Raw genomic sequence first — 26,878 nt, forward strand, 5'->3', positions numbered from 1 at the left:
GGAACATAGGGCTAGAATGCCGACGCCTGACAAGGACACGCCATGAAGCCACTGCCACGCCTCGACCAGTTCCTGACCTACCGCCTGCACCAGGTCAACAAGCTCAGCGACAAGGACAGCGCCGCCGCCTACCTGGAGCAATGCGGCCTGCCGCTCGGCGAGGGCCGCTGCCTGGCCGCGATCGGCGCCTTTGCGCCGCTGTCGGTCAACGAGCTGGCGCACCGCGCCAACCTGACCAAGGGCCAGGCCAGCCGCTCGGCGCAGGCGCTGGTGGCGCGCGGGCTGGTCAGCAAGGAGGCCAGCGAGGCCGACGGGCGCGGCGTGGTGCTGTCACTGACAGCACAGGGCAAGCCGCTGTACCGGCAGGCGATCACGATGATCGCCAGGCGCAATGCAGAGATCTTCGGCTGCCTGAGCGACGCCGAACGGGCGCTGCTGGGCAGCCTGCTCGACCGGCTGGTCGCGCACGCCGGCCAGCAGGACGAAGAAGGCGCCGAAGACGCCGGCGCCTGATCCTTCAGCGGCGCAGGTTGTCCACCTGCACGCGCGCGCCATCGCGGCGCGCTGCGTCGGCCACCTCATTGGTGACCACGGTCTGGCCGATCGGCGCCAGCGCAATGCCGGCCAGCTTCAGGTGCTGGATCGCAAACGGGATGCCGATGATGGTTACGAAGTTGGCGACCGCCGCCATCACGTGGCCGATGGCCAGCCACACGCCGGCAAAGACAAACCACAGCACATTGCCGACCAGCCCCAGCGCGCCGGTGCCGACATCGTCGCGTCCGCTCAGCTCGCGCCGGCTGATGGCCTGCTTGCCGAACGGGAAAAAGGTGAAAGTGCCGATCACGAAGCAGGCCTTGCCCCAGGGGATCCCGATGATCGAGATAAAGGCCAGCAGCCCAACCAGCCACCAGGCCAGGCCCATGACCACGCCGCCAAGGATGAACCAGAGGAAGTTGCCGATTGCGCGCATGTCATTCTTTCGCGAGTGAGGAAGAGAACACGCATGATACGCAACGGTGTGGTGCGGGCATGGCGCCGAGCGGGTCGTGGCAGCAAAGCGTACCCGTTTCTGCGTGCCTCGCCGAAACCGGCGGAACGGCATCGCCGGCCCTTCGGGAAACGCGTTCGACCCTTGTTTATAGGCATATTCCATTCTGCAAGACCGATCGCAAACCCCGCTGCCGCGGGCAAAGCGTACCCGTTTCTGCGTGCCTCCGCGCGTGCTGTCGCCTTCGGCAAGCCCGGCGCCGCAGCGCTAGAATGTGACGTCTGCCCGCTATCCGCGTGACGGACTCCGGGTGCATCCCACCCGCTGTCACCCTTCTCCGACTCCATCGCCTGCTCCGCTGTCCCCCATGAAGCCCACGCTGCTGATCCTGACCCAAGTCGCCACCCACCACCGCGACGCCATTGCCGAACGATTCGAGATCCTCTACGCGCCAGACGCCGAAGGCCGCGCCGCGCAGATCGCCACGCAGGGCGAACGCATCCGCGCGGTACTGACCATCGGCTCCACCGGCCTGACCGCGGCGGAGATCGACGCGATGCCGGCACTGGAACTGGTGTGCGCACTGGGCGCGGGCTTCGAGAACATCGCCGTGGCCCACGCCCGCGCACGCGGCATCGCCGTGGCCAATGGCGCCGGCACCAACGACAGCTGCGTGGCCGACCACGCCTTCGCGCTGCTGCTGGCGACCGTGCGCGCCGTGCCGCAGCTGGACGCGGCCACGCGCGCAGGCACCTGGCGCACTGCACTGCCGCTGCGGCCCAATGTCTCTGGCAAGCGGCTGGGGATCGTCGGGCTGGGCACCATCGGCCGGCGTATTGCCCGGCGCGGCGAAGGCTTCGACCTGGAGATCGGCTATCACAACCGCAAGCCGCGCGAAGATGCCGGGTACCGGTACTTCGACAGCATCGGTGCGCTGGCCGCTTGGGCGGACTACCTGGTGATCGCCACGCCGGGCGGGGCAGGTACGCGGCACCTGGTCGATGCAAGCGTGCTGGCGGCGCTCGGGCCGGCCGGGTTCCTCGTCAATATCGCGCGCGGCAGCGTGGTGGATACCGAAGCGCTGGCTTCAGCGCTGCGCGCTGGCAAGCTTGGCGGGGCGGGGCTGGATGTCTATGAGAGCGAGCCGGCGCCGCCGGTGGTGTTGTTCGACTGTCCTAACGTCGTGCTGACGCCGCATGTGGCTGGCTGGTCGCCGGAGGCCATCACGGCGTCCGTGACGCAGTTCCTGGAGAATGCGCGGCGGCATTTTGCTGGGGAGGGGTTGTTGACGCCGGTGGACTGAGGGGCAAGCTCTTGCATTGGACAACGGTACGCCGACAACAGCCCAAGCAGCAGCTAAGATCTACCCGGCCCCAAACACCACCCTCACCCTCAACCCCGGCCCCGCATCCTCCAGCACCACCCGCGCCCCATGCGACTGGGCAATCTCCGCCACGATGGCCAGCCCCAGCCCGCTGCCGCCGGTCGGCGCATCGGCCACCCGATAGAACCGGTCAAACACGCGCGCCCGCTCCTCAGCGGGGATCCCCGGCCCGTTGTCGCTGACAACCAGCTCAACGGCGCGCCCATCGGCGCTGCGACCCACCAGCACATCGATACGGCTTCCGGCAGGGATATAAGCCAGCGCATTGTCCAGCAGGTTGGTCAGCAGGATGCGCAACGCATCCACATCTCCACGCACCACCACCGGCGACGTGTCCTTGCTGCCGTCCAGCCCAAGGTCGATATTGCGATCCAGCGCTGCCTGCGCCATGTCCGCGACCACGCTTGCGGCCAGTTGATGCAGCTCCACCGGTTCGTGCCGGGGCATGGCTGCGCCCGGCTCCTGCCGTGCCAGCGTCAAAAGCTGGGTGACCAGGTGGGTCAGCCGCTCCAGCCCCTGGCGCAGCTTGCCGATCGCTTCGTCACGCGCTGCGCCGTTGGCGGCGCGCTCCACCAGCTGTGCCTGCAACTGCAGCGCTGCCAGCGGCGTGCGCAGGGCGTGCGCGGCGTCGGCGACGAAGGCACGCTGGGTGTCGATGGCGTGCGAGAGCCGCGCCAGCAGCTGGTTCAGCGCTGCGCTCAGCGGAGCGATCTCGTCCGGCATCTGGCGCACGGCCAGCGGCGCCAGTGTGTTGGCGTCGCGCGCGCGCACTTCGGTGGCAATTTCGCGCAGCGGGCGCAGGCCGCGCCCCACTGCCATCCACACCAGCCAGCCCAGCAGCGGCAGCAGCAACAGCAGCGGCGCCACGGTGCGCAGCGCCATGCGCGCGGCCAGGGTGCGCCGTGCGCTCATCGGCTGCGCGATCTGCACCACGGTGGGCCCAAGCTGCATGCTGTATAGGCGCCATTCGCCCTGCTGCGTGGTCACGTTGGAAAAGCCCAGTTCCGCACGCGCGGGCAGCGCCGGGTGCGAATGCGACAGGTACAGGCTGCGGCCGGAGCCGTCCCAGATGTGGATGACCACATCCTCGTCGGCGTGGGTCAGGTCGCCGGGCGAGCCCAGGAAAGGCGGCGCCACCGGGTCGGCGAACTGGCTGGGCAATGCCGCGGCCATCTGCTTCATCTGGTAGTCGAACAGCGCGTTGGCTTCCTGCCGTGCCTGCCCGTAGATCAGCGCCGTGGCGACGGCGATGCCGGCAAGCAGGCCCGCGGCCAGCCACCACAGCAGGGTTCGCTGGATGGAGCGCATCAGGGGGTGTCTCCTTCGCCCACGGATGCTGCATCCCCATCGAGGCGCGGCACCACATAGCCCACGCCGCGGATATTGCGAATCAGCGCCGCGCCGAACTTCTTACGCAGCGCGTGGATATAGACCTCGACGGTATTGCTGCCGACTTCATCGTCCCAGCCGTACAGCCGCTCCTGCAGCTGCGGCACCGACCAGACCTTGCCGGGCCGCGCCATCAGCGCGGCCAGCAGCGCGAACTCGCGCGCCGACAGGCGCACCGGCTCGCCGCGGTGGGTGGCCTCGCGGGTAGTGGGGTTGAGCACGATGTCGCCGTAGCTGACCAGCGGTTCCGCCCGGCCGGCGGCACGGCGCGCCAGCGCGTGCATGCGCGCCGCCAGTTCCTGCAGGTCAAAGGGCTTGACCAGGTAATCATCGGCGCCGGCATTGAGCCCCGCGACACGATCCGCGACGGCATCGCGCGCGGTCAGGATCAGCACCGGCGTCGGCACGCCGCGCGCGCGCAAGGTGCGCAGCACGTCGAGGCCCGGGCGCCGCGGCAGGCCGAGGTCGAGCAGGATCAGGTCATAGCACGCCTGGCCGTGCTGCGCGGTGCTGGCCGCGGCCAGGCCCGCGTCGCCGTCGCGCACCCAGTCGACGGTAAAGCCTTCCTGGCGCAGCGCCAGCTTGACGCTGTCGCCGATCATGGCGTCGTCTTCCACCAGCAGCACGCGCATGGCTATGCGTTCCGGCCGCGGCCGTCGAGCTGCTCGGCCAGTGCGCGCGCCAGTCCCGGCAGCGCGGGGTGGCTGGCGGTGATGACGTGGACCGGCACGGCCTCCAGCCAGCCGCGCATGCGGCCCTTGGCGACAAAGCGCTCGGCGAAGGCCGAGGCCTGCAGCGCAGGCACGAAGCGTGGCAGGATGCCGCCGCCCAGGTAGACCCCGCCACGTGCGCCCAGCACCAGGGCGATGTCGGCCGCAACCGAGCCGAGCAGGCCGAAGAACACCGCCATGGCGCGCTGGCACAGCGGGTCGTGGCGCTCGAAGGCGCCGGTGGTGACCTGCTCCGGCAACAGCGGCGCGAGCAAAAGCGTACCCGTTTCTGCGGCCAGCGCGGCATGGATATGCGACAGGCCGCTGCCGCACAGGAGCCTCTCCGCCGACACCCGGCCAACGTTGCGATGGGCGGCGCGCCAGGCGATCCATTCGTCGTCAGTGTCGGGCATCAGCTCGATATGGCCGCCTTCGCCGGCCAGCGCCACGGCTGCTCCGCCCGGCGCCGGCACCAGGCCGGAAACGCCCAGCCCGGTGCCCGGCCCGACCAGCGCGAGCGGCGCGGTGCGCACCGCGGTGCCGGCACGCACGGGCACCAGCCCGTCGGCAGGCAGGTACGGCAGGGCCAGCGCCAGCGCGGTGAAGTCGTTGATGGCCACCAGCGTCTGCAGCCCGAGCGCGCGCCGCATGCCGTCGATCGAGAACGACCAGTTGTGGTTGGTGAGCCGGACCTGGTCGCCGGTCACCGGGTTGGCCAGGCCGATCGCCGCGTGGCGCGGCACCGGCTTGCCCGACGCGGAAAGTCCGTCGAGGTATTGGCGCAGGGCTGCTTCGAGCGACGGGAAATCGGCCACCTTCAGCGCGGTCACCGGGCCGATCCGCATTGGTGCGGTTTCCAGTGCAAAGCGCACGTTGGTGCCGCCCACATCGCCGAGCAGGCGGGGGAAGTCAGCGCAGGAGGATGCAGTGGTGGCCATGGTGTCGGGTAGTGCTCCGCTTGGGAATCAGTCTGTCAGGTCTTGAACACGTCAAGCCCGTGCCGGTGCCGTGACAGCACCAGGCTGACCGGCAACGACGGCACAGGGCCCTGCAGCGCGCGTTCGAGCACCTCGGCCTTGGCCGCGCCCGACACTGACAGGAACACGCGCTCGGTGGCCAGCAGCGCCGCCAGGTTGAGCGTGATGCGGGCATGCGGCGCGGCTGACGGGCGCGTGATCACGTAGCCGGGCTGCGGCTCGCTCAGCGCGCCCTGCAGTTCGGGCGCATCCGGGAACAGCGAGGCGGTATGGCCGTCCTCGCCCATGCCCAGCACCACCACGTCTGGCTGGCGGAATGCGCTGTTGGCGCGCGCCACCGCCTGTGCCGGCGCGGCAGCGTCCTGCGCATCGGCAATCAGCGGCACGAAAGCGGCACTGGCAGCGGCCTCGCGCAGCAGGTGCGCGCGCACCAGGGCGGCGTTGCTGTCGGCGTGCTCGGGCGGCACCACGCGCTCGTCGACCAGCGTGATGGTCACCGCTTCCCAGCGCACGTGCCGGTGGCGCAGCCGCTCGAACATCGCCACCGGCGAGCGTCCGCCCGAGACCGCCAGCACCGCCCAGCCCTTGACGCGGATGGCCAGTTCCAGCGCATTGCCGATGGAGATGGCCAGCGCCTCGGCCTGGTCCATCGGGGTGGGATGCTCAAACACGCGCATGATGGTTTCCTTTGCGATTCTGCGAGCGCATGGCTCAGGCTTCCTCGTGCCACAGCCCGCCGTCGCGCGACATCAGCGCCGACGACGCGGCCGGTCCCCAGGTGCCGGCGGTATAGGGCTTGGGCGGCACGGTGCTGGCATCCCAGGTGTCGATGATGGGTTCGACCCAGCGCCAGGCCTGCACTTGTTCATCGCGGCGCACGAACAGGCCCAGCCGGCCGCGGATCACGTCGAGCAGCAAGCGTTCGTAGGCGCCGGCGCGGCGCACCTTGAACGAGTTGGCAAAGTCCAGGTCGAGCGAGGTCGGCGTCAGCTCCAGCGTGTCGCCAGGCTGCTTGACCAGGCAGTACAGGCGGATGCTTTCTTCCGGCTGCAGCTGGATCACCAGCCGGTTCTGCGGCGACAGCGTCAGCGGCCGCGGGAAGATCGCGTGCGGCACGTCGCGGAAATGGATCACGATCTCGGCCACGCGCGACTGCATACGCTTGCCGGTGCGCAGGTAGAACGGCACGCCTTCCCAGCGCCAGTTGGCGATCTCGGCCTTGATCGCGACAAAGGTCTCGGTGCGGCTGTCGGGCGCGATGCCCGCTTCTTCCAGGTAGCCCGGCACCGGCTTGCCGCCGATGGCACCGGAGCGGTACTGGCCGCGCACGGTCTTCTCGGCCACGTCCTGCGGCGTGATCGGCTTGAGCGCCTTCAGGATCTTGATCTTCTCGTCGCGGATGGCATCTTCGCTGAGGCTGGCCGGCGGCTCCATCGCCACCATGCACAAGAGCTGCAGCAAGTGGTTCTGCACCATGTCGCGCAGCGCGCCGGTGCGGTCGTAGAAGTCGCCGCGCGTTTCCACGCCGAGTTCTTCGGCGATGGTGATCTGCACGTCCTGCACCCACTCGCGCCGCCACAGCGGCTCGAACAGCGCGTTGCCGAAGCGGATCGCCATCAGGTTCTGCACCGACTCCTTGCCGAGGTAATGATCGATGCGGTAGATCTGCTCTTCGGCGAAGAACTTCGCCACTGCCGAGTTGATTGCCTCGTTGGATTCGAGGTCATGCCCCAGCGGTTTTTCCAGCACGATGCGCACGTTGGGCGCCTGGCGCGTGTTCAGGCCGGTGCGTGCCAGCTGCTCGCAGATCGACACGAACAGGTGCGGCGCGGTGGCGAGATAGCACACCACCACTTCAGGCTTGCGTGCCAGCACCTGCTCCGCGAGCGCATCGAAATGCGCGGGCACGCGTGCATCGGCCTGCACGTAGACAATGCGCGCGCAGAACTTGTCCCATGACTCGGGCGGCGCATGGGCTAGCCCGGGGCGCACGGTCTGCTCCAGCGAGGCGAGGTAGTCCGCGGTCGAGAGCGGCTGGCTGCCGGTGGCGAGGATGCGTGCGGCCGGATGCAGCAGGCCGGCGTGGTGGGCATCGAACAGGGACGGCAGCAGCTTGCGCCGCGCCAGGTCGCCGGTGCCGCCGAACAGCACCATGTCGAAATCAGGCATGCTCACCCTGGACTCCTTTAGCGATTTGAGGACCCGCCATGGAAGGCGCGCGGTGTGGCCAGTTTACGTGACTCGCCAGCGCTTGGCGAGGCGCAGGCCGCGGCACTTGCTTGGCAAAGGCATGACCGGAGCGCGAAGCGTACCCGTTTCTGCGTGTGCTGCGCAGTGGATCGTGCGGTACGCGGCAAAGTGCGCTAGGCTGAAAGCTCCCCCGCAGGAGAACCCCATGCCACGTCATCCAGTGCTCGAGCGGGTCACCGCCCGCATCGTCTCCCGCAGCGCCGCCTCGCGCCAGGCGTACCTTGACCGCACCCACGCCATGGCCGGGCAGAAGGTCGAACGCGCGCAGCTTTCCTGTACCAACCTGGCCCATGCGGTGGCTGCCATGCCGGACGCCGCGAAGATCCGGCTGAAGGCCGACGAGCGGCCCAACCTGGCGATCGTCTCGGCCTACAACGACATGCTGTCGGCGCACCAGCCGCTGGCGGCTTTCCCTCAGTGGCTCAAGGAAGCGGCGCTCGAGGCCGGCGGCACCGCGCAGTTTGCCGGCGGCACGCCCGCGATGTGCGACGGCGTCACGCAGGGCCAGGACGGCATGGACCTGTCGCTGTTCTCGCGCGATGTGATTGCGCTGGCCACGGCGGTGGCGCTGTCGCATCAGATGTTCGATGCCGCGCTGTACCTGGGCGTGTGCGACAAGATCGTGCCCGGGCTGGTGATGGGCGCGCTGTCGTTCGGCCACCTGCCGGCCGTGTTCGTGCCGGGCGGGCCGATGACCACCGGCATCAGCAACGACGAAAAGGCGCACACGCGCCAGCTCTACGCCGAAGGCAAGATCGGCCGCAAGGAACTGCTCGAGGCCGAGACCCGCTCCTACCACGGCCCCGGCACCTGCACCTTCTACGGCACCGCCAATTCCAACCAGATGCTGATGGAGATGATGGGCCTGCACCTGCCGGGCACGGCCTTCGTCAACCCCAACACACCGCTGCGCGAGGCGCTCACGCGCGAGGCCGCGCGCCAGGCGCTGAAGCTGGTGCACGGCGGCGAGCGCTATACGCCGGTGGCCGAGGTGCTGGACGAGCGCGCCTTCGTCAACGGCATCGTCGGGCTGCTGGCCACCGGCGGCTCCACCAACCACACGCTGCACCTGATCGCGATGGCGCGCGTGGCCGGCATCGTGCTGGGCTGGGACGACTTTGACGAGCTCTCGGCCGTGGTGCCGCTGCTGGCGCGCGTGTACCCGAACGGCAAGGCCGACGTGAACCAGTTCCAGGCCGCAGGCGGGCTGCCCGTGGTGATCCGCGGGCTGCTGTCGCTGGGCCTGGTGCATGACGACGTGACCACCATCGTCGGCCGCGGGCTGCAGGACTACACGCGCGAACCCGTGCTGCGCGACGGCAAGCTGACCTGGATCGACGGCCCGGCCGCGCCGCTCGACGACAGCATCGTGCGCGCCGCCGACGCGCCCTTTGCGCCGGACGGCGGCATCAAGGTGCTGGACGGCAGGCTAGGCCGCGCGGTGATCAAGACCTCTGCGGTCAAGGCCGAGCACCAGGTGGTGGAGGCACCGGCGATGGTGTTCGAGCATCAGGACGATGTGCTGCACGCATTCAAGCGCGGCGAGCTGGAGCGAGACTTCGTTGCGGTGCTACCGTGGCAGGGCCCGGCCTCGTGCGGCATGCCCGAGCTGCACAAGCTCACGCCCACGCTGACGGTGCTGCAGGACCGCGGCTTCCATGTGGCGCTGGTGACCGACGGGCGCATGTCGGGCGCGTCGGGCAAGGTGCCGGCGGCTATTCACGTCTGCCCCGAGGCGCTGCGCGGGGGCGCGATCGGGCGCGTGCGCAGCGGCGACATGATGCGCGTGGATGCGCCCGCGGGCGTGCTCGAGGTGCTGGTGCCGGATGACGAATGGCAGGCGCGCGCGCCTGCCCGTCCGGACCTCAGCGCCAATCGCCACGGCGTGGGCCGCGACCTGTTCGCCACCTTCCGCCGCCATGTCAGCACCGCGGAAAGCGGCGCCTGCACGCTGTTTTCGGACGAGGACGACGACGACAACAACGCACCCGTGCTCGGCTAGCCCAGGTGCTGCACCGGCCGGCGCGACGCCGCGCCGGCCGGGTGCGGCGCGCTCGCCGATGGCGCGCTGTCGGCCACCTTCACCGCACCCGGCACCGAGGCGGCGCCCGGCACGTGCAATTCCTGGATCGGCACCGCCAGCTTGCTGCCGGCTTGTTCCAGCACATGCTTGATGCGCTCGTAGAACGCGAAACGCACGTTCCAGTAGTCGTCATTCGAGGTCCAGTAGCGCACGTTCAGCGTGATGCCCTGCTGCGTGTAGTTGACCACCATGGTCTCGGGCCTGGGTTCGGCCAGCAGGCGCGGCTCGCGCGCGAGCATCGCGCGCAGCGCTTCCAGGCTGCGCTGCACATCGCTGTCGAAGGTCACCGTGGCCTCGATGTCTGCGCGCCGCGTGGCGTTCTCGCTGTAGTTGGTGATGGCGCTTCCCCACAGCTTGCCGTTTGGCACGCGCAGGCAGACGCCATCGAAGGTGGTCAGCTCGGTCATGAAGAGGCCGGTCTCGCGCACGGTGCCGGCCACCCCCTGCGCATCGATGTACTGGCCGACGCGGAACGGCCGCAGCAGCACCAGCATGATGCCGGCGGCAATGTTCTGCAGCGTGCCCTGCAGTGCCAGCCCGATGGCCAGTCCCGCGGCGCCCAGCATGGCGATGATGCTGGCGGTCTGCACCCCGAACTGCGACAGCACCAGCACGATGGTCAGCACGCGCACCATCCATTGCAGCGCGTTGGCCAGCAGCGGGCGCATGGTCTCGTCCACGTGCGTGCCGCTGAGCGCGCGCCGGGCGCCCCGGGCCACGCGGGCCGACAGCCACCAGCCGGCCATCAGGATCAGGATGGCTGCCAGGCAGTTCATTCCCTGGTTGATGGCGAACTGGACCAGGTAAGTCCAGCCCGCCTCCAGCTTGTTCGCATCGATGAAGTTCAGGTCCATGGGAGCGGCTCCGTTTGCGGTTGTTATGGAGGAGACAGGCGGTGCTGCGTACCCGTTTCTGCGTGCGGCAGCGGGCTGCCAGATCGCCCCCAGGCGCCTGGCGGGGAATTTCCCGCTTGACAACTTGCCGCACGTTGCCAGCGCGATGTCGGACGATCACCGACAATGCCGGCACGGCAATACAGTGAAGGGGACAAGCAAGGCGGGATTTGGTTTCCGGCGATTGCGTCACGCGGTTGCGTGCAGGCGCGCCAGCCCTTGTGCAATCAAGGCTGGCGGCGGATCAGAAAAATCCGAGCGAGGGAGGAACCAGGGGCAGCCAGGCCAGGCTCGGCGCGGCGGGCCGGCTGTGCGGCACAACTTTCAGCGACGAAAGTTGGCGAATAGGGGTCGGCGATACCGCCATCCGGGCATCGACAGGGACGCAGAAACGGGTACGCTCCCTGCCCCGGCAATGGGTCAGGCCGGATGATCGTGCAGCCGGTCGCGCGCGGCCAGCGCAGGAAAGAGCCGCATCCACAGCGCCACCACCAGCAGCGTGCCGACGCCGCCCAGGATCACCGCGCCCACCGGGCCCAGCAATGCCGCGGTGACGCCGGACTCGAACTCGCCCAACTGGTTCGAGGCGCCGATAAACACCGAATTGACCGCGCCCACGCGCCCGCGCATGTCGTCCGGGGTCTCGAGCTGGACCAGCGTGGAGCGCACCACCACGCTGATCATGTCCGAGGCGCCCAGCACCACCAGCGCCACCATCGACAACGGCAGCCAGGTCGATACGCCGAACACCACGGTAGCCACCCCGAACAGCGCCACCGCGCCGAACATGATGCGCCCGGCGCGCCGGTTCAGCGGATGGCGCGCCAGCCACAGCGCCATTACCAGCGCGCCGACTGCCGGCGACGAACGCAGCAGCCCCAGGCCCCACGGCCCGGTGTGCAGGATGTCGCGCGCGTAGATCGGCAGCAGCGCCACGGCGCCGCCCAGCAGCACCGCGAACAGGTCCAGCGAAATCGCGCCCAGCAGCACCGGGCGGCTGCGGATATAGGCAAACCCGGCAAACACGGTGCGCACGCTGACCGGCGCGGTCAGGCGCTGCGCGGCCTGGCGCAGCGTGATGCCGCTGACCAGCACGGCGGCAATGGCAAAGAGCGTGGCACTCAGCCCGTAGACCACGCCCGGCCCGGCCACGTAGGCAAAGCCACCAATTGCCGGGCCGATGATGATGGCGGCCTGCCCGGCGGAGCTGGCCAGCGCCACCGCGCGCGGCAGCTGGCGCGGCGTCACCACGCTGGGCAGCAGCGCCTGCAGCGTGGGGGTCTCGAACGCGCGCGTGGCGCCGATCAGCGCGACGAAGACAAAGATGTGATGGCTGTCGATCCAGCCGCTCAGGCTGGCCACGGCCATGCCGGCGGCCAGCAGCGCCTCGATCGCCTGACAGGTGCGCACGATGCGGCGCCGGTCGAAGCGGTCGGCCACGTGCCCCGACATCAGGATCAGCACCACCGACGGCAGGAACTGCACCAGCCCGACCATGCCGAGCATCAGCGGGTCGCGGGTCAGGTCGTACATCTGCCAGCCGACCGCCACCGTAAAGATCTGGTAGCCAATCGTGGTGCACAGGCGCGCGAACCAGTAACGGCGGAAAACGGCGTCGCGGAAGACGCTGTCCGGCGCGGCGGCCTGGACGGTGGCTGGGGAAGACATGGATGCGGGAGGGAGGCGGAGATGGCTGCGCACCGCCCAGCGCCGCCGTGCCGTTGAGGACGCCACGACAGCCATTGCAGTGCACAAAGGCAAGATTCTAAAGCGCCTGCTGAATACCTGCATACAGATGCCCACACGCGCACACCTATCGAAAAAAATATTAGTAGTTCACCTCTTTTAGGTGTCCGGACGTCTGCACATTGATGCACATAAACCACAATCCCGGGCGGCGGGTGCTGGCCGTTTCGCTTCTGAGAATCACTCGCATTTATAATCTCGGCCCATTGGCGCGGCCGCCCACGACGTCCCTCCCCTTGGCTTGCGGAACGCGCTGCTTCTCAGGAATCCATCTTGCAGCCCGCTTTCCGCCTTTCCGGGGGTGCCATCGGCGCCGCCCTGCTGTTCGCCCAGCTTGCCGCCCTGCCGGCCCACGCCGCTGATCCCGCGCCTGCCGCCAACCCCGAAGCCACGCTGAACGCCGTCACCGTGGTCGGCAACTGGCTGGAGAACGCCAACGAGGCCAAGGTGCTGGAGCATCCCGGCGCGCGTACCATCGTCGACCGCGAGACCTTCCAGGAAGCCGGCGCCAACAACGTGCGCGAGGTGCTGCGTCGCATCCCCGGCGTGCAGGTGCAGGAGAACAACGGCACCGGCGGCAGCGATGTCTCGCTCAACGTGGGCGTGCGCGGGCTGACCTCGCGCCTGTCGCCGCGCTCGACCATCCTGATGGACGGCGTGCCGCTGGCAGTGGCGCCCTACGGCCAGCCGCAGCTGTCGATGGCGCCGTTGTCGCTGGGCAACCTGGAAACCATCGACGTGGTGCGCGGCGCCGGCTCGGTGCGCTACGGCCCGCAGAACGTGGGCGGCATCATCAACTTCGTGACGCGCCCGATACCGAAGACCTTCGTGGCCGATGCGTCGGTGTCGACCGACATCTACAGCCACGGCGGCAGCGTCAAGACCAACCCGACCGCATTCATCGGCGGCACCAACGACAACGGCCTGGGCGGCGCGCTGCTGTACTCGGGCATCCATGGCAACGGCTATCGCGAGAGCAACGACCACGTCAATATCGACGACCTGATGCTCAAGGGCACGTACCGGATCTCGAAGACCGATGAACTGAGCGCGGCCTTCCACTACTACGAGGGCAGGGCCGGCATGCCCGGCGGCCTGACTTCGGCCCAGTATGCGGCCGACCCGTTCCAGTCGGTGCGGCCCTACGACAATTTCGACGGCCGCCGCAGCGACTTCAGCCTGAAGTACAGCCACAACGACAATAACCGCAAGTTCGAGGTGCTGACGTACTACACCGACAGCTTCCGCGGCAGCAACATCGAGCAGCAAGGCACCGGCACGCAGGCCAACCTGCGCCGCCTGACCGCGGCCCCGCGCAATTACCACACGTTCGCGATCGAGCCACGCTACTCGCAGCTGTTCCGCGGCGAGAGCATGAGCCACGAGGTCAGCGTCGGCTACCGCTTCCTGCGCGAAGCCAGCGACGAAAAGGCATCGCGCACGCTGTTCTACACCCCGGGCACCATCGATCCGACCACGCTGCGCTCGCCGGTGTACCAGTCGCGCACGGGCGGCACCACCGCCAATGCGGTCTATATCGACGACACCATCAACGTCGGCAGCTGGACCATCACGCCGGGCCTGCGCTATGAGTTCATCCGATCGTATGTGACCGACAACTTCACCGGCGCTCGCAACGACGTCTCGTCCAACGAGCCGTTGCCGTCGCTGGCGGTGATGTACCACGTCAGCGACCAGTGGAAGCTGTTCGCCAACGCCGGCGTTTCGTTCGGCCCGCTGCAGTACTTCCAGATCGCGCAGACCACCAACGGCCTGACGCCCGAGAAGGCCAAGACGTATGAGGTCGGCACGCACTTCAACGCCAACGGCTGGGGCGGCGAGCTGACGCTGTTCAATATCGATTTCGACGACGAGCTGCAACTGCGCGGCGGCACCGGCGGCGCGCCGGACGCGTGGACCAACCTCGGCGCCACCACCCACCGTGGCGTGGAATCGTCGCTGCGCTATGACTTCGGCGCGCTCGACAAGTCGCTGGCCGGCCTGTCGGCATACGCCACCTACACCTTCACCGAAGCCACCTACAACCAGGGCAACTTCGCCGGGCGCGACCTGCCGTTCTATTCGCGCCACGTGGCCACCGTAGGCATGCGCTATGCGCGCAACCGCTGGGCACTCAATGTCGATGGCTTCGCGCAGTCGAAACAGCGTTCGCCGGGCGATCCGAGCACGTCGACCAACTACCAGACGGCGGAAAGCGCAAACGGTGCGCTGGGCGATATCCCGGGTTATGCGCTGCTGAACATGCGGCTGGGCTATGACTTCGGCAAGTCGGCGCAGAATCTGAAGGTGGCGGTTGGGGTGAAGAACGTGTTCGACAAGCGCTATTTCACGCGCTCGACCGACAACAATGCGGGCAAGTATGTGGGGATGCCGCGGACGTTCTATATCCAGGCGTCACTGGCATATTGAGGCGAAATCAGGCTGAGGGGGTGCTCCCCTCAGGTAGCAAAACGGCTCGCAGTTGCGAGCCGTTTTTGCTTTTGCAGCTTTAGTACGCGATCAAACGATCTCGCGCGTCTCCATGAACTGCAGCTCCGGGAACCGCTCCTGTGTCAGGCGCAGGTTCACCATGCTCGGCGCCAGATAGACATGGTCGCCCGCGCCATCGAGCGCCACGTTATGCCCCGCCTTGGCGATCAGCTTCTCGATCTCCGCGGGCGTGCCCTTGAGCCAGCGCGCGGTCGCGCATTCATGCGATTCGAAAATGGCATCGACGCCGTACTCGTGCTCGAGCCGGTGCGCGACCACGTCGAACTGCAGGATACCGACCGCGCCCAGCACCAGGTCGTTAGAAGCAAGCGGGCGGAACATCTGTGTGGCGCCCTCCTCGGCCAGCTGCTGCAAACCCTTCTGCAGCTGCTTGACCTTGAGCGGGTTGTTCAGGCGCGCGCGGCGGAAAAACTCTGGCGCGAACGACGGGATGCCGGTGAACTTGAGCGGCTCGCCCTCGGTGAAGACATCGCCCAGGCGGATGGTGCCGTGGTTGGGCACGCCGATGATGTCGCCGGCATAGGCTTCTTCGGTGGTGTTGCGGTCCTGCGCCATGAAGGTGATGGCGTTGTTGATCGCCACGGTCTTGCCGGCGGACACGTGCAGCAGCTTCATGCCGCGCTCGAAACGGCCCGAGCACACGCGCACGAAAGCGATGCGGTCGCGGTGGCGCGGATCCATATTGGCCTGGATCTTGAAGACGAAGCCGGTGAACTTGGGCTCCTGCGGCTCAACCACGCGCGAATCCGTGTTGCGCGCCAGCGGCGGCGGCGACAGCTCGCACAGCGCATCCAGCAGCGACTGCACGCCGAAGTTGTTGATGGCCGAACCAAAGTAGACCGGGGTCTGCTTGCCGTTGAGGAACGCGTCCTTGTCGAAGGTGTGCGAGGCACCGCGCACCAGCTCGATCTCGATGCGCAGCTCTTCGGCCTGGCTGCCCAGGATGCGGTCCAGCTCCGGGTTGTCCAGCCCGTCCAGGATCGCGGCCGTGCCCTTCTCGCCGTGCGGATCGAACAGCTGCACCTTGTCGTTGATCAGGTGGTACACGCCGCGGAAGGCCTTGCCCATGCCGATCGGCCAGGTCATCGGCGCGCACTGGATCTGCAGCACCTCCTCGATTTCGTCAAGCAGCTCGATCGGCGAACGGCCTTCGCGGTCGAGCTTGTTGATGAAGGTGAGGATGGGCGTGTCGCGCAGGCGGCAGACGTTGAGCAGCTTGATGGTCTGCGCTTCCACGCCGTTGACCGAGTCGATCACCATTACCGCGGAGTCCACCGCGGTCAGCGTGCGGTAGGTGTCTTCAGAGAAGTCCTCGTGGCCCGGGGTGTCGAGCAGGTTGACGATGTTCTCCTGGGCCTTGCCATCGGCGGTCTCCCGGCGGTAGGGGAACTGCATCACCGACGAGGTCACCGAGATGCCGCGCTGCTTTTCCAGCTCCATCCAGTCCGAGGTGGCGTGGCGGTCGGCCTTGCGCGCGCGCACTTCGCCCGCGACCTGGATGGCGCCGCCGAACCACAGCAGCTTTTCGGTCAGGGTGGTCTTGCCCGCATCGGGGTGGGAGATGATGGCAAAGGTGCGTCGACGCGCAATTTCAGAAACGAGCGAGCTCACGGCAGCGGAGTTTGACTGGGAAATATTGGATGGCCCGGCGGGCGGCCGGGCCAGCGCCGGCAGCGCCCGCAGGCGATGGCGGGGCCGGGCTCTGCGGGCACGCGAAGGGAATGGGGCGCTATTTTACCGGTTTTGGGCACCGCTCCGGGTTTGTGGCGCCCAGGTGCGGCAAGTTATTCCGCCAGCTTCTCTGCCGGCTTGCCGCGCAGGCTGCCGAACTGCAGCGCGTACTGACGCGTCAGTTCCGCGCCGAAAAAGAAGATCTGTGCCGAGTAATACACCCATAGCATCAGCGCCACCACCGAGCCCGCGGCCCCGTACGAGGAGGCCACGGCGCTGTTGCCCAGGTACAGGCCGATCAGCCGCTTGCCGATCGAGAATAGCAAGGCTGTGATGACCGCGCCCATGGTGACGTCGCGCCAGGCAATGCGCGCATTGGGCAGCATCTTGAAGATCACCGCGAACAGCGCCGTCACCACGGCAAAAGAAAAGGCGGTGGAAAGCACATCGGCCACCGGCGCGAACCACGATTGCGTCCACAACTGGCCCCACAGGCGCTCAACCACGGCCAGCGCCGCATTGACGATCAGAGACACCAGCAGCATGAAGGCCAGCACCAGCACCAGGCTGAATGACAGCAGGCGCGTGCGCAGCAATTGCTGCCAGCCCGCCGTCTCGGGCACCGGCACATGCCAGATGTCGTCCAGGCTGCTCTTGAGCTCGGCAAAGGCACTCGTGGCGCCCACGAGCAGGATGCCCGTCGCCACCAGCGCCGCCATGCCGCTGCCGCCTGCGCGGTGCGTAGCCGCCAGGATTTCCTGGATGGCCGTGGCGCCCTGCTCGCCCACCAGGCCTTCAAGCTGCGAGAAAATCTCGCCGCGTGCGGCCTCGGCGCCGAAGAACAGGCCGGCGATCGAGATCACCAGCACCAGGATAGGCGCCAGCGAGAACAGCATGTAGAAGGAGAGCGCCGCCCCTTTGCTGGCCGCCCGATGCGCGAACCAGGAGTTGATGGCGGCAGCGACCACGCGCAGGGTGCGTGCGCCGGTATGGCGGTCCGGCAGCCAGTGCGGGCGATGCCTGCGGTGATGTGGCGCCGCGCTGCCGGCGGAAGAGGACTGGTGTTCGGTATTGTCGGTCACGGCCAGGTGCTGGCGCGATGCGCCAGGCGGATCGCGTGTGCGTTGCGCATGCCTTCGGGGCGCGGTCTGTGCGGCGAAGGCCCGTGCGTTCATCATACTGCGCATCGCGCGCTGCCCCAAGCCGGCGCAGGGAGGCAACCTGCTACAGTAGGACCAGGCACACCTGCCGGCGCAACCCGTGCCTGCGCGCCGGCGCAAGGAGGCACCGTGACCTGCAACCTCCGCACGCGCCCTGCGGCCGTGCTACTGATCATCGGCATGCTGGGCTGCGCCGGCTGCGAACGCAGCCAGCCGGGCCCCAAGCCCATTTCCGGCGCGGCGGCCAGCGCCACCCCGGCCGCGCCCGCCACGCTCAATCCTCCCGACACACCAGCCGCGCCGGCATCGGGGCAACCACGCTGACGGCACCGCAGGACACTGACCGGGGCGTACCTGTTTCTGCGTGACCTATCGGCGGCCGGTGCAGGTGTTGCCGGGCCGCGTCAACTGCAACGCCGGTTTCAGGCGTGCAACGCGTTGCAAGAGCGCGCCTGCGGGCCTAGCGCAGCGCGTTATCCCGCACCCCGCGTACGCAACGGGCACCCGGCGCCGCACCAGCGCGGCCACCACGCGCGCCGCCGCGCGCATGGCGCGTTGCAGCGGCGAAACCGATTGGTCTGCCACCGCGCCCCAAGGCCTGCCCGCGCTCGTCCCTCATACCGCAAACCCGCGTGGCATAAGCCTTTGCGGCCCTTGGCACACTTGTCGCTCAGGCAAAACAGGGGCACATGGGCCCGTGCCCATGGAACCAGCCATTGCATGCAGGAGAAAACCCAGACATGCGTCATCCGCCATCACGCATGACGGCGCGCCGGCGCTCCTACCGGCTCGCGGGTCCGCCGCCGTCGGTGGTGGACCTGCTGTCGTCGCCACTGCTGCCCCATCCGCGGGCGCGTACGCCGCCCGCCACGCCGGCCGCGCAAGGCGCTGGCTGCGCAGCGACGGCCAGGCACGGAGTTGCCAGGGCTGCCTTCCGGCGCCACGCGGGCAAGCGGCGCGCGTGACCGCAGGCAGTATTGGCAACGCAGGATGTCGCGGCAGGCTGGCGCCGCGAACGGAATGATGGCGGGTACGCGAGCCAGCGTGCCCGCGCGGATTTGGTGCTCCGTCCCCCGGCGGGCACCGTTTTTTCCACAGGGAGGCACCCGCCATGACAGCCGGAATGCTTGCCGCCACGGTGCTGGCGGTGTTCTCAACCAGCGCCGCGGCGGCAAGCTATGCCTGGTTCGACCGCCCCGAAGCGGCCAGCGCCGACAGCCACGCGGCGGTCAGCAATGATGTTTACGTGCGCGGCTTTGGCTGGGCCTGGGGGGAACTGCAGCTTTCGCCGGACACGCCGTCCGGTGCCGCCACGTCAACGCCAGGGCGGCAAGCGCGCGACAAGCCGGAGCGCGGCGCGATCGTGCCGTGGCGCCAGCATGACGAGAACGGGCCGCCGCGCCAGCCGCGCGGCAAGCTCAGCATGAACCTTGCCGCCGAGCTGATGGATGCGGCCAGCGGCGAGTCCGGGGCCAGGCGGCCCCTGGCAGTGGTGCGCTGACGTGCCGACGGGCACGAGGAAAGGCGGAGCCGGCGGGCGGACGTCGCCTGTTCCCCTTTCCTGCGGCGCCTGGGATTGCGTCCGGCCTCCGGCAACCTGCGCCGGCTTGCCGCTTACTCGCCCGCAGTCGCCTGACTCTCCACGCGGATGTTGTGCTTGTGCATGAGCCGGTACAGCGTCACGCGCGAGACATTGAGTTCGCGCGCGGCCGGCACCACGTGAAAGCCGTGGCTCGCCATCACGGTGCGGATGGCCTCGCGCTCGGCTTCTTCGCGGATCGCGTCAAGGGTCTTGCGCGGCAGCTCCGCCCCGCCGTGCAGCTGCAGGTCTTCGGCGGTGATCTTGCGGTTGTCGGTCATCACGATGGCGCGGCGCACGCGGTTGATCAGTTCGCGCACGTTGCCCGGCCACGCGTACTGCATCATTGCCTGCGTTGCGCAGGCCGAGAACCCGCGAATGCGCCGGTGGGCCTCGTGCCCGTGTTCGGCCAGCACCGCGTTGGCCAGCTGCAGGATGTCCTCGCCGCGCTCGCGCAGCGCCGGGATGGTCAGCGTCAGCACGCATAGCCGGTGGAACAGGTCGGAACGGAAGCGCCCGTCGGCCTGTGCCGCCACCAGGTCCACGTGCGTGGCCGAGATGATGCGCAGGTTCAGCGGGATCGACTGGTGCCCGCCCAGGCGGGTGATCATGCCCTGCTGCAGGAAACGCAGCAGCGCCACCTGGCTTTCCAGCGGCAGGTCGCCGATCTCGTCGAGGAACAGCGTGCCGCCCTGCGCCTGCTCGATCCAGCCGATCTTGCGCTGGTTGGCGCCAGTGAACGCGCCCTTCTCATACCCGAACAGCTCGGACTGCACCAGGTGCGAGGGAATCGCACCGCAGTTGATGGCAATGAACGGTCCCTTGCGCCGGCTCGAGGCATCGTGGATCGCCTGCGCGGCGAGTTCCTTGCCGGTGCCGGACTCTCCGGAAATGAACACCGGTGCCTCGTTGTGCGCCACCTTGGCCAGCGAGCGGAACATCGCCCGCATCGCCGCGCACTCGCCGATCATGGTGCCGCGCGAGGCGGTCTCCTGCGGGCGCGTGCCGTGCAGCGACGCCATGCCCTGCGCATGCTTGAGCGTGTAGAGCAGTTCAGGCATCGAGAACGGCATGCGCACGTAGTCGACGCAGTAGTCGCGGATCAGCCGGCGCACGCGCTCCTGCGCCAGCATTTCATCGGAGGTGATGGCCACCCACGTAATGTGCAGGTACTGCAGTGCCTGTTCGAGTTGCGCGAACTCGGCATCGCTGTAGTCGGACTGCAGGTCGATCACGCCTGCCATGGGCGGGCAGGCCCGCACCACGCGTTCAAGGTCGCGAATCTGCTGGATCCGGCGGATTTCCCATCCCGTGGCTGTGCCAGACGGGTCAAAACCAAAATCTTCATGACGCGACACGACCACGATCTGTGCAGTGCGTGACGCCTTGCACAGTCGGTCCATCACGATCTCCCGGACGTTAGGCTTGTTCTTGGTTCGGGCACCCGTGTCCGCCGTCGCGGCCTGCAGCCGCGGCGGACGGTGGGGCTGAACTGGCTGCGGGCACGCACCCGCGCGCGACGTCGGTATCACGAGCTGGACAGACTGCGGAGTTGCTCATCGGGCGCGGCAAGATCGTCCGCACCCACCTGGAGCTGAGCGCGGATACGCCGCCGCACAGCCTCCTTTTCACGCATCAACTCCAGGCGCGGCGCCTGCTGCGACTGGCCGGAGTATTGGTAGTAGAGCGTCTTGTAGGTCTGTTGGCTCAGGATCCATTCCTGCAACAGCGTGCGCTGGCGTGTCAGTTCGCCTTCGAGCAGGCGATGGCGGCGCAGCAGGTTGGCCACGGCCGCGCGTGCGCTGTCGCTGAGTTCGCTGTCGTCGGCAAGCAGGGCGGCCACCTCGGCCGTCGCGCCATCTTGGACGGTCCGCTTGCTGGGTGCTTCGCCTGCGGCTTCCCCCACGGCAGCCCAGGCATGATGGATGGCTCGGATGGAGCGGTTATTAGTCTCCCTGACAGGCCCGATAGCGGGTCGCCGGATCTCTCCTGCGGTCATGATAATCCCCGTTGAACAACATCCCCCGGCACTACACGTCTGCGGTTACCACTTGTCAGTCTTTGAACTGGTTTTTTGTCTGCGTGGCGCGCGTGTTTCCCGCACGCTCCCGGATGGTGGCTATGCCGCCTTGTTGACGGTCTGGACCGAAATGTCCACCGACCGGCGAACGGCGCTCAAGCGCTCTCGGTTGGCTCCGGCATCCTGCCGCATGCACCGGAGTCAAGAAGGGGCGCCTTGCCGCGCCCCTCTTTGCCACGTCTATAGTTCAGTGCATTTGGGGCACTTTGTCCAGCCCCGAGTGGGTGACTTACAGCCAATCTCATACTTTGGTATGAGGCCGCGCGCACACTGGCCCCCGGCCTGCCACCGCCACCTTTTCGGACACATTACGAGCAGTCGATGTCTGCATCCATGCTACGCAGAAACGGGTACGCTTTGACCCCCGAACGGGTGATGGCAGCACCGTCGCCGCGGGTGCCGCAAGCCGTGCCGCATGCCCGAGGGGTGGCGGACTGTCACGCAGAAACAGGTACGCCCGGCCGGTGGACCCGCTCGCGCGGCACGCAGAAACGGGTACGGCTGGCGGGTGTCGGACGGCGCTACGGCGCCCGCCCGGCATCACGATGTCAATATCATGACAGCAGCGCACCATGGAAAAAGGGCGGCCCTGGCCGCCCTTCCTTCATCCCATGCCGGCTGGCGCGCTCAATGCCCTGGCAGGTAGTAGAACTTGAAGATGAACACCGCCGCGATGATCCACACCATCACGGGCACGCTGCGTGCGCGGCCGGTCAGCAGCTTGAGCGCCGCGTAGCTGATAAAGCCGAACGCAACGCCGTTGGCGACCGAGTACGTGAACGGCATGCCAAGCGCGGTCATCACCGCGGGCACGACTTCGGTGACGTCATTCCAGTCGATCTCCAGCAGCTCGCGCAACATCAGGCAGGACACATACAGCAACGCCGGCGCGGTGGCATAGGCCGGCACCGTGCCGGCCAGCGGCGCGATGAACAACGCCGCGAGGAACAGCACGGCCACCGTCACCGCCGTCAGTCCGGTGCGCCCGCCCGCCTGCACGCCGGATGCGCTTTCAATATACGCCGTGGTGGAAGACGTACCGAGGAACGAGCCCGCCATGATCGCGGTGCTGTCGGACATCAGCGCCTTGTTCAGCCGGTCCATTTTCCCGGCCTTGAGCAGGCCCGCGCGGTTGGCCACGCCCATCAGCGTGCCGGTGGCGTCGAACAACTCCACCAGGAAGAACACCAGCACCACGTTGATGACGCCGATCGACAGCGCGGCGGATATATCTAGCTTGAACAGCGTCGGGCCGAGCGACGGCGGCGCGGAGAACACGCCGTGGAAGGTATTGCCGGCAAACGCAAAGCTCAGCAGCGTGGTGAGCAGGATGCCGATCAGGATCGCGCCCTTCACCCGCAGATGATCCAGTGCCACGATCACGAAGAAACCGATGATCGCCAGCACGGCCGAAGGCTGGTGCAGGTCGCCGATGGTCACCAGCGTGGCCGGGCTGGCGGTGACGATGCCGGCGTTCTTCAGGGCGACAATCGCCAGGAACAGGCCGATGCCCGCGGTGATCGCCACCCGGATCGAATGCGGAATGCCATTGACGATCATCTCGCGCACGCGGAACAGCGTGACCAGCAGGAACAGGCAGCCGGAGATAAAGACCGCGCCGAGTGCCGCCTCCCATGCAAAGCCCATGCCCTTCACCACCGTATAGGCAAAGTACGCGTTCAGGCCCATGCCCGGCGCCATCGCGATCGGGTAGTTCGCGTAGAAACCCATGATCAGCGTGCCGATCGCCGCGGCCAGGCAGGTGGCGACGAACACCGCGTCTTTCGGCATGCCCGCATCGCCCAGGATCGACGGGTTGACGAAGATGATGTACGCCATCGTCAGGAACGTGGTGACGCCGGCGAGGATCTCGGTGCGTACATCGGTCTGGTGTTCGCGCAGCCTGAACAGGCGCTCGATCAGCGAAGGCGCGGCCTGTGGCTTGCCGTGCGGCGGATTGGCGGTTGACGTGCCCGGCTTGGAAGCGGGTTCCGGCATCGACATGACTGGTCTCCTGATATCGTTATCGTGTGCGCGGCGACAACAACGGCGCGGCCGCAGGTGGCTGGCTTCGGCCTGAAGCATCCCGCGACGCCCCGCTGGGCGGCGAGCGTACTCTGGTGCAGGCCGGCCCGCTTCGCCATGGCACAGGCGAATAAGCGATATGCAAAAGGCGTGATGATCCCACAGCGCGAACCGCTGAATCCAGCGCCGCCACGGGGGTGCTCCGGGGCGTCCCCGGCTTGACGCTTGCGGCAATCCCCCGTATAAAGCCGCCTAGATTCAAGCGACGAGGCAACAGTTCATTCGTTAGCCACCGTCTGGTACTTCGGTTGTCCATGGTGTCCTTTCCTTGAGTTCCCCGTGTCGGATGACGTTTTCGTCATGCGATGTTTTTTGTCCTTTTTCTGGAAAGCAAATCATGCAAACCGGTATCGTCAAGTGGTTCAACGACGCCAAGGGCTTCGGCTTCATCAAGCCGGACGCGGGTGGTGACGACCTCTTCGCCCATTTCTCGGAAATCCGCGCCGACGGCTTCAAGTCGCTGCAGGAAAACCAGCGCGTGCAGTTCGAAGTCAAGAATGGCCCGAAGGGCCTGCAGGCCGCGAACATCACCCCGCTGTAAGCATTGACTGCCGGCGCGCCCCGCGCGCGCCGAACAGCGTAGAACCCCGCCCATGGCGGGGTTTTTTGTTTTCAGGCGCGGATAGCGCGATTGGCGGTGCTGTCTGCGCCACCTTCATCACATCCCGGCCCCCGCCGCTCCCCGCCTGCCCCGGTCATGCAGACCGCCAGGCGCTCCGCTCCAGCCCCCGCATGCCCATGCCGCCGCCAGCCGGCACGCCTGGCCTTGCGCGGCGCACTTTCCCGCTCACCATCCAGCCTTGCGCTCCACGCAGAATCGGGTACGCCTGCTGCACCGCACGAGGTCAGGCACGGCCCGTGAGCCTCGCAGAAATGGGTACGGTCTGTCCTGGCAGGCCTGCTTGCGCTGGGCAGCGGGTACGCAGAAACAGGTACGCCCTGCGGCACTTTGGTCTTTCCAGGAGCCTTCTGGCACGCAGAAGCGGGTACGCCCAAAAATTTTTTTTCGAATTCGATTCGGCCGATGGCAGCGGTTCTCCGGCCCGCATTCCTCCTACATATCCACAAAGCCGGGCCAGGCCGACGACGCAGAAACGGGTACGGCTAATGTTGCAACGCAATAACCATCGGAAGCCCTGAGGCTGCCGGCACCCCACGCAGAAACAGGTACGCCCACGGGCACAGGCGCACCACTCGACGCCACGCAGAAACGGGTACGCCAACGACATGCAAGGCGGTTGGCTACCCGGCTGAGCTTTGGCATCCATGATCTGTCTGCGCAGAAACAGGTACGGCGCGTAGCGCCGCGAGTTTCCCGCGTATACGTTGAGTGTGAGTGCTAGCTTTTTCTGCAACTCTCATGTAGAATGGAAACTTGGTGAAAGTTCCGTCAGAACAGCACCATAGGTCTGCGCAGAAACGGGTACGCATGACCCGGAAGAGCCCGGCAGGAGGTACGCAGAAACGGGTACGCTTCGCGGCGCACCAGGGTGCCAGGGTCGGCACGCAGAAATGGGTACGCCGCAGAAACAGGTACGCTGGGGCAGCACGGCAGCGGCCTTTCAGGCCAGCGCAGAAACGGGTACGCCTGACGTGCAAAGCGCCCGTCAGCAGCCCGGCAAGTGAACCAGTTTCTGCGGGGATAACCGGGCTCTGGCCGTACTTTCTGCGGGAAAGAGGCACTGGAACCCTCGCAAGCCGCGTATACCCGGCGCTCGCTCGCAGAAACGGGTACGGTTTGAGGAGTGGCCGCTGTGGAAAAGGCTGTGGAACCTGCAAGTTATCCCCGCAGAAACCAGTTCGCCCCACCCGCAGATACAGGTTCGGCTTGCCGCAGATACGGGTTCGGCCCTTCGCAGAATCGAGTACGGTTGCCCGCAGAATCGGGTTCGGTGGGGTTGGTTTTTCCCTTACGAATCAAGGCGCTGAACTTCACGTATACGGTTTACAAGTAGTTAACCCGTATCGGTATCGTTTACTGGTAGTGGATGGCTGGCGAACCGTGGACAACCCTGACGGGTTGCCCACCGTCCACCACCATGCGACCAGTCGTGAGATTCCCAGCCGGCAGAAAACAGGGCGAGCAAGGCAAGGGCTTTGCGTACCTGTTTCTGCGTGACAACCTTTGCGGCTTCGAGTACAAAGGCGGGTAATCCGAAGCACGCCAATATGCCCATCAAACGCTCCCCGGCCACCACGGGGGATCGAAGCGTCCTCGACCTGGACGCCGAACCCTCCCGCATCATTGTTCCCGGCAACGAGAACAACCTGGTTCCGTCCGAGAAATTCCAGCGTCTGTTCGACGAAGCGCAGGCCATGGAGCGTGAAGACGCCTGGCAAAGCGGTGAAGTCGGCTTCCTGAGCCGCGCCAGCGTCCAGGTAACGCTGCCCTACCGCGCGCCCAAGGGCGCGCCGCCGGTATGGACCCGCACCAGCGGCAATATCTCGCTGATGATCCAGCCTGGCTACTTCACGCAGCAACGTTCCGAACGTGCCACCAACGGCCGCCAGAAGCTGGTGTCCGAGACCGTCTCGCTGGGTTACCCCTATGGCTCCTATCCGCGGCTGATGCTGGCCTGGATCGGCAAGGAGATCATGGCGAAGAAAAAGCGCGGTGAATTCACCGGCACGGTAGAGGACCGGCGCATTTCGCTGGGCAATTCGCTGTCCGAGTTCATGTACAACCTCGGCATTCCGATGGCCACCGGCGGCAAGCGCGGCACGATGACGCTGGTACGCCAGCAGATGATCCGCCTGTTCTCGGCGACCATCGCCATCGTGCAAAACAAGTCGACGCCGAGCCAGAACCAGAACCCCAACCACGAGCCACTGTCGATCGATCGGGTGGGCTACCTGCTGGCCGATCAACTGTCGACCTGGTGGGACCCCATGCAGCCTGGTCAGGGGTCCATGTTCGAGAGCTTCGTGGTGCTGTCCGAGCCGTTCTTCAACGAACTGGTCAACCGCCCCGTACCGGTCGACATGCGCGCGCTCAAGGCGCTGAAACAGTCGCCGTTCGCGCTGGACGTGTATTCGTGGCTGACCTACCGCTTCTTCACCATCCAGCGCCGCACGGAAATCCCGTGGGAAGCGCTGCAGATGCAGTTCGGCACCGAGACCGAAAGCGAGCGCAAGTTCCGTGCGCTGTTCCGCAAGGCCCTGAAGGATGTGCTGGTGGTGTATCCCGGTGCCAAGGTCGATGCGGATTCGTCCAAGGCGCTGATCCTGCAGCCTTCCCGGACCAGCGTGCGCAAGCTGGGCTGATTTGCCAGCTTCCCGCCCGGGGAGATCCGCGCACGCCGTTGCACGTGCTCTCGGGACGGCATCAGCAGGTCCGGGCGGGCCGGAACTGAGGCCGGACACCATGTC

Annotated in this window: 22 protein-coding genes; 9 read left to right on the plus strand and 13 right to left on the minus strand. The window is 67.1% G+C overall.

Translation table 11 applies throughout. The features are described 5' to 3' along the window. The first annotated feature begins 42 nt into the window (after positions 1-42). A complete protein-coding gene (locus I6H87_RS31640; RefSeq protein ID WP_010811168.1) occupies positions 43-513 on the plus strand; it encodes a MarR family winged helix-turn-helix transcriptional regulator in 471 nt (156 codons plus the stop codon). Between the two features lie 4 nt (positions 514-517). Here the strand turns inward: I6H87_RS31640 and I6H87_RS31645 are convergent, their stop codons facing one another. Then, positions 518-973: a YccF domain-containing protein gene (locus I6H87_RS31645; RefSeq protein WP_010811167.1), complete on the minus strand. Its 456-nt coding sequence runs from the start codon at positions 971-973 to the stop codon at positions 518-520. A gap of 385 nt (positions 974-1,358) precedes the next feature. On the opposite strand from I6H87_RS31645, the gene I6H87_RS31650 reads away from it, so the two are divergent. Then, entirely contained in the window at positions 1,359-2,294 is a 936-nt protein-coding gene (locus I6H87_RS31650; protein WP_011617957.1) for a 2-hydroxyacid dehydrogenase, read from the plus strand. 60 nt (positions 2,295-2,354) lie between these two features. On the opposite strand, the gene I6H87_RS31655 is transcribed toward I6H87_RS31650, so the two are convergent. The 5 genes from I6H87_RS31655 to zwf are packed head-to-tail and all read right to left on the minus strand — an operon-like array spanning position 2,355 to position 7,620. Further along, positions 2,355-3,683, minus strand: a complete 1,329-nt coding sequence (locus I6H87_RS31655) for a sensor histidine kinase (protein WP_011617958.1) — start codon at positions 3,681-3,683, stop codon at positions 2,355-2,357. Beyond that, the gene (locus tag I6H87_RS31660; RefSeq protein WP_011617959.1) at positions 3,683-4,396 is read right to left on the minus strand and encodes a response regulator transcription factor; all 714 of its coding nucleotides are present in this window, start codon (positions 4,394-4,396) and stop codon (positions 3,683-3,685) included. The genes I6H87_RS31655 and I6H87_RS31660 overlap by 1 nt, the downstream gene beginning before the upstream one ends. Positions 4,397-4,398: 2 nt before the next feature. Beyond that, a complete protein-coding gene (glk, locus tag I6H87_RS31665) occupies positions 4,399-5,412 on the minus strand; it encodes a glucokinase (protein ID WP_011617960.1) in 1,014 nt (337 codons plus the stop codon). Positions 5,413-5,447: 35 nt separating this feature from the next. Then, positions 5,448-6,128 carry a 6-phosphogluconolactonase gene (gene pgl / locus I6H87_RS31670; protein ID WP_011617961.1) on the minus strand — a complete coding sequence of 227 codons (681 nt, stop codon included), beginning with the start codon at positions 6,126-6,128 and terminating at the stop codon, positions 5,448-5,450. Between the two features lie 34 nt (positions 6,129-6,162). After that, the gene (gene zwf / locus I6H87_RS31675; RefSeq protein ID WP_011617962.1) at positions 6,163-7,620 is read right to left on the minus strand and encodes a glucose-6-phosphate dehydrogenase; all 1,458 of its coding nucleotides are present in this window, start codon (positions 7,618-7,620) and stop codon (positions 6,163-6,165) included. A 226-nt stretch (positions 7,621-7,846) separates the two neighbouring features. Here zwf and edd point away from each other — a divergent pair, with 226 nt between their 5' ends. After that, the gene (gene edd / locus I6H87_RS31680; RefSeq protein ID WP_011617963.1) at positions 7,847-9,703 is read left to right on the plus strand and encodes a phosphogluconate dehydratase; all 1,857 of its coding nucleotides are present in this window, start codon (positions 7,847-7,849) and stop codon (positions 9,701-9,703) included. Here the strand turns inward: edd and I6H87_RS31685 are convergent. Both I6H87_RS31685 and I6H87_RS31690 read right to left on the minus strand, forming a co-directional pair. Further along, the gene (locus tag I6H87_RS31685) at positions 9,700-10,638 is read right to left on the minus strand and encodes a mechanosensitive ion channel family protein (RefSeq protein ID WP_011617964.1); all 939 of its coding nucleotides are present in this window, start codon (positions 10,636-10,638) and stop codon (positions 9,700-9,702) included. The two genes, edd and I6H87_RS31685, sit on opposite strands and share 4 nt — an antisense overlap. 459 nt (positions 10,639-11,097) lie before the next feature. Beyond that, positions 11,098-12,345, minus strand: coding sequence for an MFS transporter (locus I6H87_RS31690; RefSeq protein WP_041688258.1), 1,248 nt, complete (start codon positions 12,343-12,345; stop codon positions 11,098-11,100). A gap of 351 nt (positions 12,346-12,696) precedes the next feature. Here I6H87_RS31690 and I6H87_RS31695 point away from each other — a divergent pair, with 351 nt between their 5' ends. Beyond that, positions 12,697-14,853: a TonB-dependent receptor family protein gene (locus tag I6H87_RS31695; protein ID WP_011617966.1), complete on the plus strand. Its 2,157-nt coding sequence runs from the start codon at positions 12,697-12,699 to the stop codon at positions 14,851-14,853. A gap of 90 nt (positions 14,854-14,943) precedes the next feature. Here I6H87_RS31695 and I6H87_RS31700 read toward each other — a convergent pair whose 3' ends face one another. Together I6H87_RS31700 and I6H87_RS31705 are read right to left on the minus strand one after the other, a co-directional pair. Continuing rightward, entirely contained in the window at positions 14,944-16,545 is a 1,602-nt protein-coding gene (locus I6H87_RS31700; protein WP_010811156.1) for a peptide chain release factor 3, read from the minus strand. Between the two features lie 173 nt (positions 16,546-16,718). Beyond that, positions 16,719-17,792: a YihY/virulence factor BrkB family protein gene (locus I6H87_RS31705; RefSeq protein WP_011617967.1), complete on the minus strand. Its 1,074-nt coding sequence runs from the start codon at positions 17,790-17,792 to the stop codon at positions 16,719-16,721. A 102-nt stretch (positions 17,793-17,894) separates the two neighbouring features. On the opposite strand from I6H87_RS31705, the gene I6H87_RS31710 reads away from it, so the two are divergent. The 3 genes from I6H87_RS31710 to I6H87_RS31720 all read left to right on the plus strand — a co-directional run bounded on the left by I6H87_RS31710 (position 17,895) and on the right by I6H87_RS31720 (position 19,266). Then, the gene (locus I6H87_RS31710; protein ID WP_010811154.1) at positions 17,895-18,089 is read left to right on the plus strand and encodes a hypothetical protein; all 195 of its coding nucleotides are present in this window, start codon (positions 17,895-17,897) and stop codon (positions 18,087-18,089) included. A gap of 416 nt (positions 18,090-18,505) precedes the next feature. After that, positions 18,506-18,730, plus strand: coding sequence for a hypothetical protein (locus tag I6H87_RS31715; RefSeq protein ID WP_231881471.1), 225 nt, complete (start codon positions 18,506-18,508; stop codon positions 18,728-18,730). A gap of 146 nt (positions 18,731-18,876) precedes the next feature. Further along, entirely contained in the window at positions 18,877-19,266 is a 390-nt protein-coding gene (locus tag I6H87_RS31720; protein ID WP_011617969.1) for a hypothetical protein, read from the plus strand. Positions 19,267-19,379: 113 nt separating this feature from the next. Here the strand turns inward: I6H87_RS31720 and I6H87_RS31725 are convergent, their stop codons facing one another. The 3 genes from I6H87_RS31725 to I6H87_RS31735 form a co-directional block, all read right to left on the minus strand. Continuing rightward, the gene (locus I6H87_RS31725) at positions 19,380-20,747 is read right to left on the minus strand and encodes a sigma-54 dependent transcriptional regulator (RefSeq protein WP_010811152.1); all 1,368 of its coding nucleotides are present in this window, start codon (positions 20,745-20,747) and stop codon (positions 19,380-19,382) included. A 125-nt stretch (positions 20,748-20,872) separates the two neighbouring features. Then, complete coding sequence (locus tag I6H87_RS31730) at positions 20,873-21,343, minus strand: hypothetical protein (protein ID WP_011617970.1); 471 nt, start codon at positions 21,341-21,343, stop codon at positions 20,873-20,875. A gap of 708 nt (positions 21,344-22,051) precedes the next feature. Next, complete coding sequence (locus I6H87_RS31735; protein WP_011617972.1) at positions 22,052-23,428, minus strand: NCS2 family permease; 1,377 nt, start codon at positions 23,426-23,428, stop codon at positions 22,052-22,054. A 418-nt stretch (positions 23,429-23,846) separates the two neighbouring features. Between I6H87_RS31735 and I6H87_RS31740 the strand changes: the two genes are divergently transcribed. Next, a complete protein-coding gene (locus tag I6H87_RS31740; protein ID WP_010811149.1) occupies positions 23,847-24,050 on the plus strand; it encodes a cold-shock protein in 204 nt (67 codons plus the stop codon). A 1,628-nt stretch (positions 24,051-25,678) separates the two neighbouring features. Continuing rightward, positions 25,679-26,773, plus strand: coding sequence for a replication protein RepA (locus tag I6H87_RS31745; protein ID WP_011616296.1), 1,095 nt, complete (start codon positions 25,679-25,681; stop codon positions 26,771-26,773). The last annotated feature ends 105 nt before the right edge of the window (positions 26,774-26,878 follow it).

It is taken from the genome of Cupriavidus necator (genome assembly GCF_016127575.1).
In the GTDB taxonomy this organism is placed as follows: domain Bacteria; phylum Pseudomonadota; class Gammaproteobacteria; order Burkholderiales; family Burkholderiaceae; genus Cupriavidus; species Cupriavidus necator_D.

Excerpts from the sequence above, each read along its gene's own strand:
- I6H87_RS31640 (WP_010811168.1), top strand. The coding sequence starts at position 43 with ATGAAGCCACTGCCACGCCTCGACCAGTTCCTGACCTACCGCCTGCAC.
- I6H87_RS31645 (WP_010811167.1), bottom strand. The coding sequence starts at position 973 with ATGCGCGCAATCGGCAACTTCCTCTGGTTCATCCTTGGCGGCGTGGTC.
- I6H87_RS31650 (WP_011617957.1), top strand. The coding sequence starts at position 1,359 with ATGAAGCCCACGCTGCTGATCCTGACCCAAGTCGCCACCCACCACCGC.
- I6H87_RS31655 (WP_011617958.1), bottom strand. The coding sequence starts at position 3,683 with ATGCGCTCCATCCAGCGAACCCTGCTGTGGTGGCTGGCCGCGGGCCTG.
- I6H87_RS31660 (WP_011617959.1), bottom strand. The coding sequence starts at position 4,396 with ATGCGCGTGCTGCTGGTGGAAGACGACGCCATGATCGGCGACAGCGTC.
- glk (WP_011617960.1), bottom strand. The coding sequence starts at position 5,412 with ATGGCCACCACTGCATCCTCCTGCGCTGACTTCCCCCGCCTGCTCGGC.
- pgl (WP_011617961.1), bottom strand. The coding sequence starts at position 6,128 with ATGCGCGTGTTTGAGCATCCCACCCCGATGGACCAGGCCGAGGCGCTG.
- zwf (WP_011617962.1), bottom strand. The coding sequence starts at position 7,620 with ATGCCTGATTTCGACATGGTGCTGTTCGGCGGCACCGGCGACCTGGCG.
- edd (WP_011617963.1), top strand. The coding sequence starts at position 7,847 with ATGCCACGTCATCCAGTGCTCGAGCGGGTCACCGCCCGCATCGTCTCC.
- I6H87_RS31685 (WP_011617964.1), bottom strand. The coding sequence starts at position 10,638 with ATGGACCTGAACTTCATCGATGCGAACAAGCTGGAGGCGGGCTGGACT.
- I6H87_RS31690 (WP_041688258.1), bottom strand. The coding sequence starts at position 12,345 with ATGTCTTCCCCAGCCACCGTCCAGGCCGCCGCGCCGGACAGCGTCTTC.
- I6H87_RS31705 (WP_011617967.1), bottom strand. The coding sequence starts at position 17,792 with ATGCGCAGTATGATGAACGCACGGGCCTTCGCCGCACAGACCGCGCCC.
- I6H87_RS31715 (WP_231881471.1), top strand. The coding sequence starts at position 18,506 with ATGCGTCATCCGCCATCACGCATGACGGCGCGCCGGCGCTCCTACCGG.
- I6H87_RS31720 (WP_011617969.1), top strand. The coding sequence starts at position 18,877 with ATGACAGCCGGAATGCTTGCCGCCACGGTGCTGGCGGTGTTCTCAACC.
- I6H87_RS31725 (WP_010811152.1), bottom strand. The coding sequence starts at position 20,747 with ATGGACCGACTGTGCAAGGCGTCACGCACTGCACAGATCGTGGTCGTG.
- I6H87_RS31730 (WP_011617970.1), bottom strand. The coding sequence starts at position 21,343 with ATGACCGCAGGAGAGATCCGGCGACCCGCTATCGGGCCTGTCAGGGAG.
- I6H87_RS31735 (WP_011617972.1), bottom strand. The coding sequence starts at position 23,428 with ATGTCGATGCCGGAACCCGCTTCCAAGCCGGGCACGTCAACCGCCAAT.
- I6H87_RS31740 (WP_010811149.1), top strand. The coding sequence starts at position 23,847 with ATGCAAACCGGTATCGTCAAGTGGTTCAACGACGCCAAGGGCTTCGGC.
- I6H87_RS31745 (WP_011616296.1), top strand. The coding sequence starts at position 25,679 with ATGCCCATCAAACGCTCCCCGGCCACCACGGGGGATCGAAGCGTCCTC.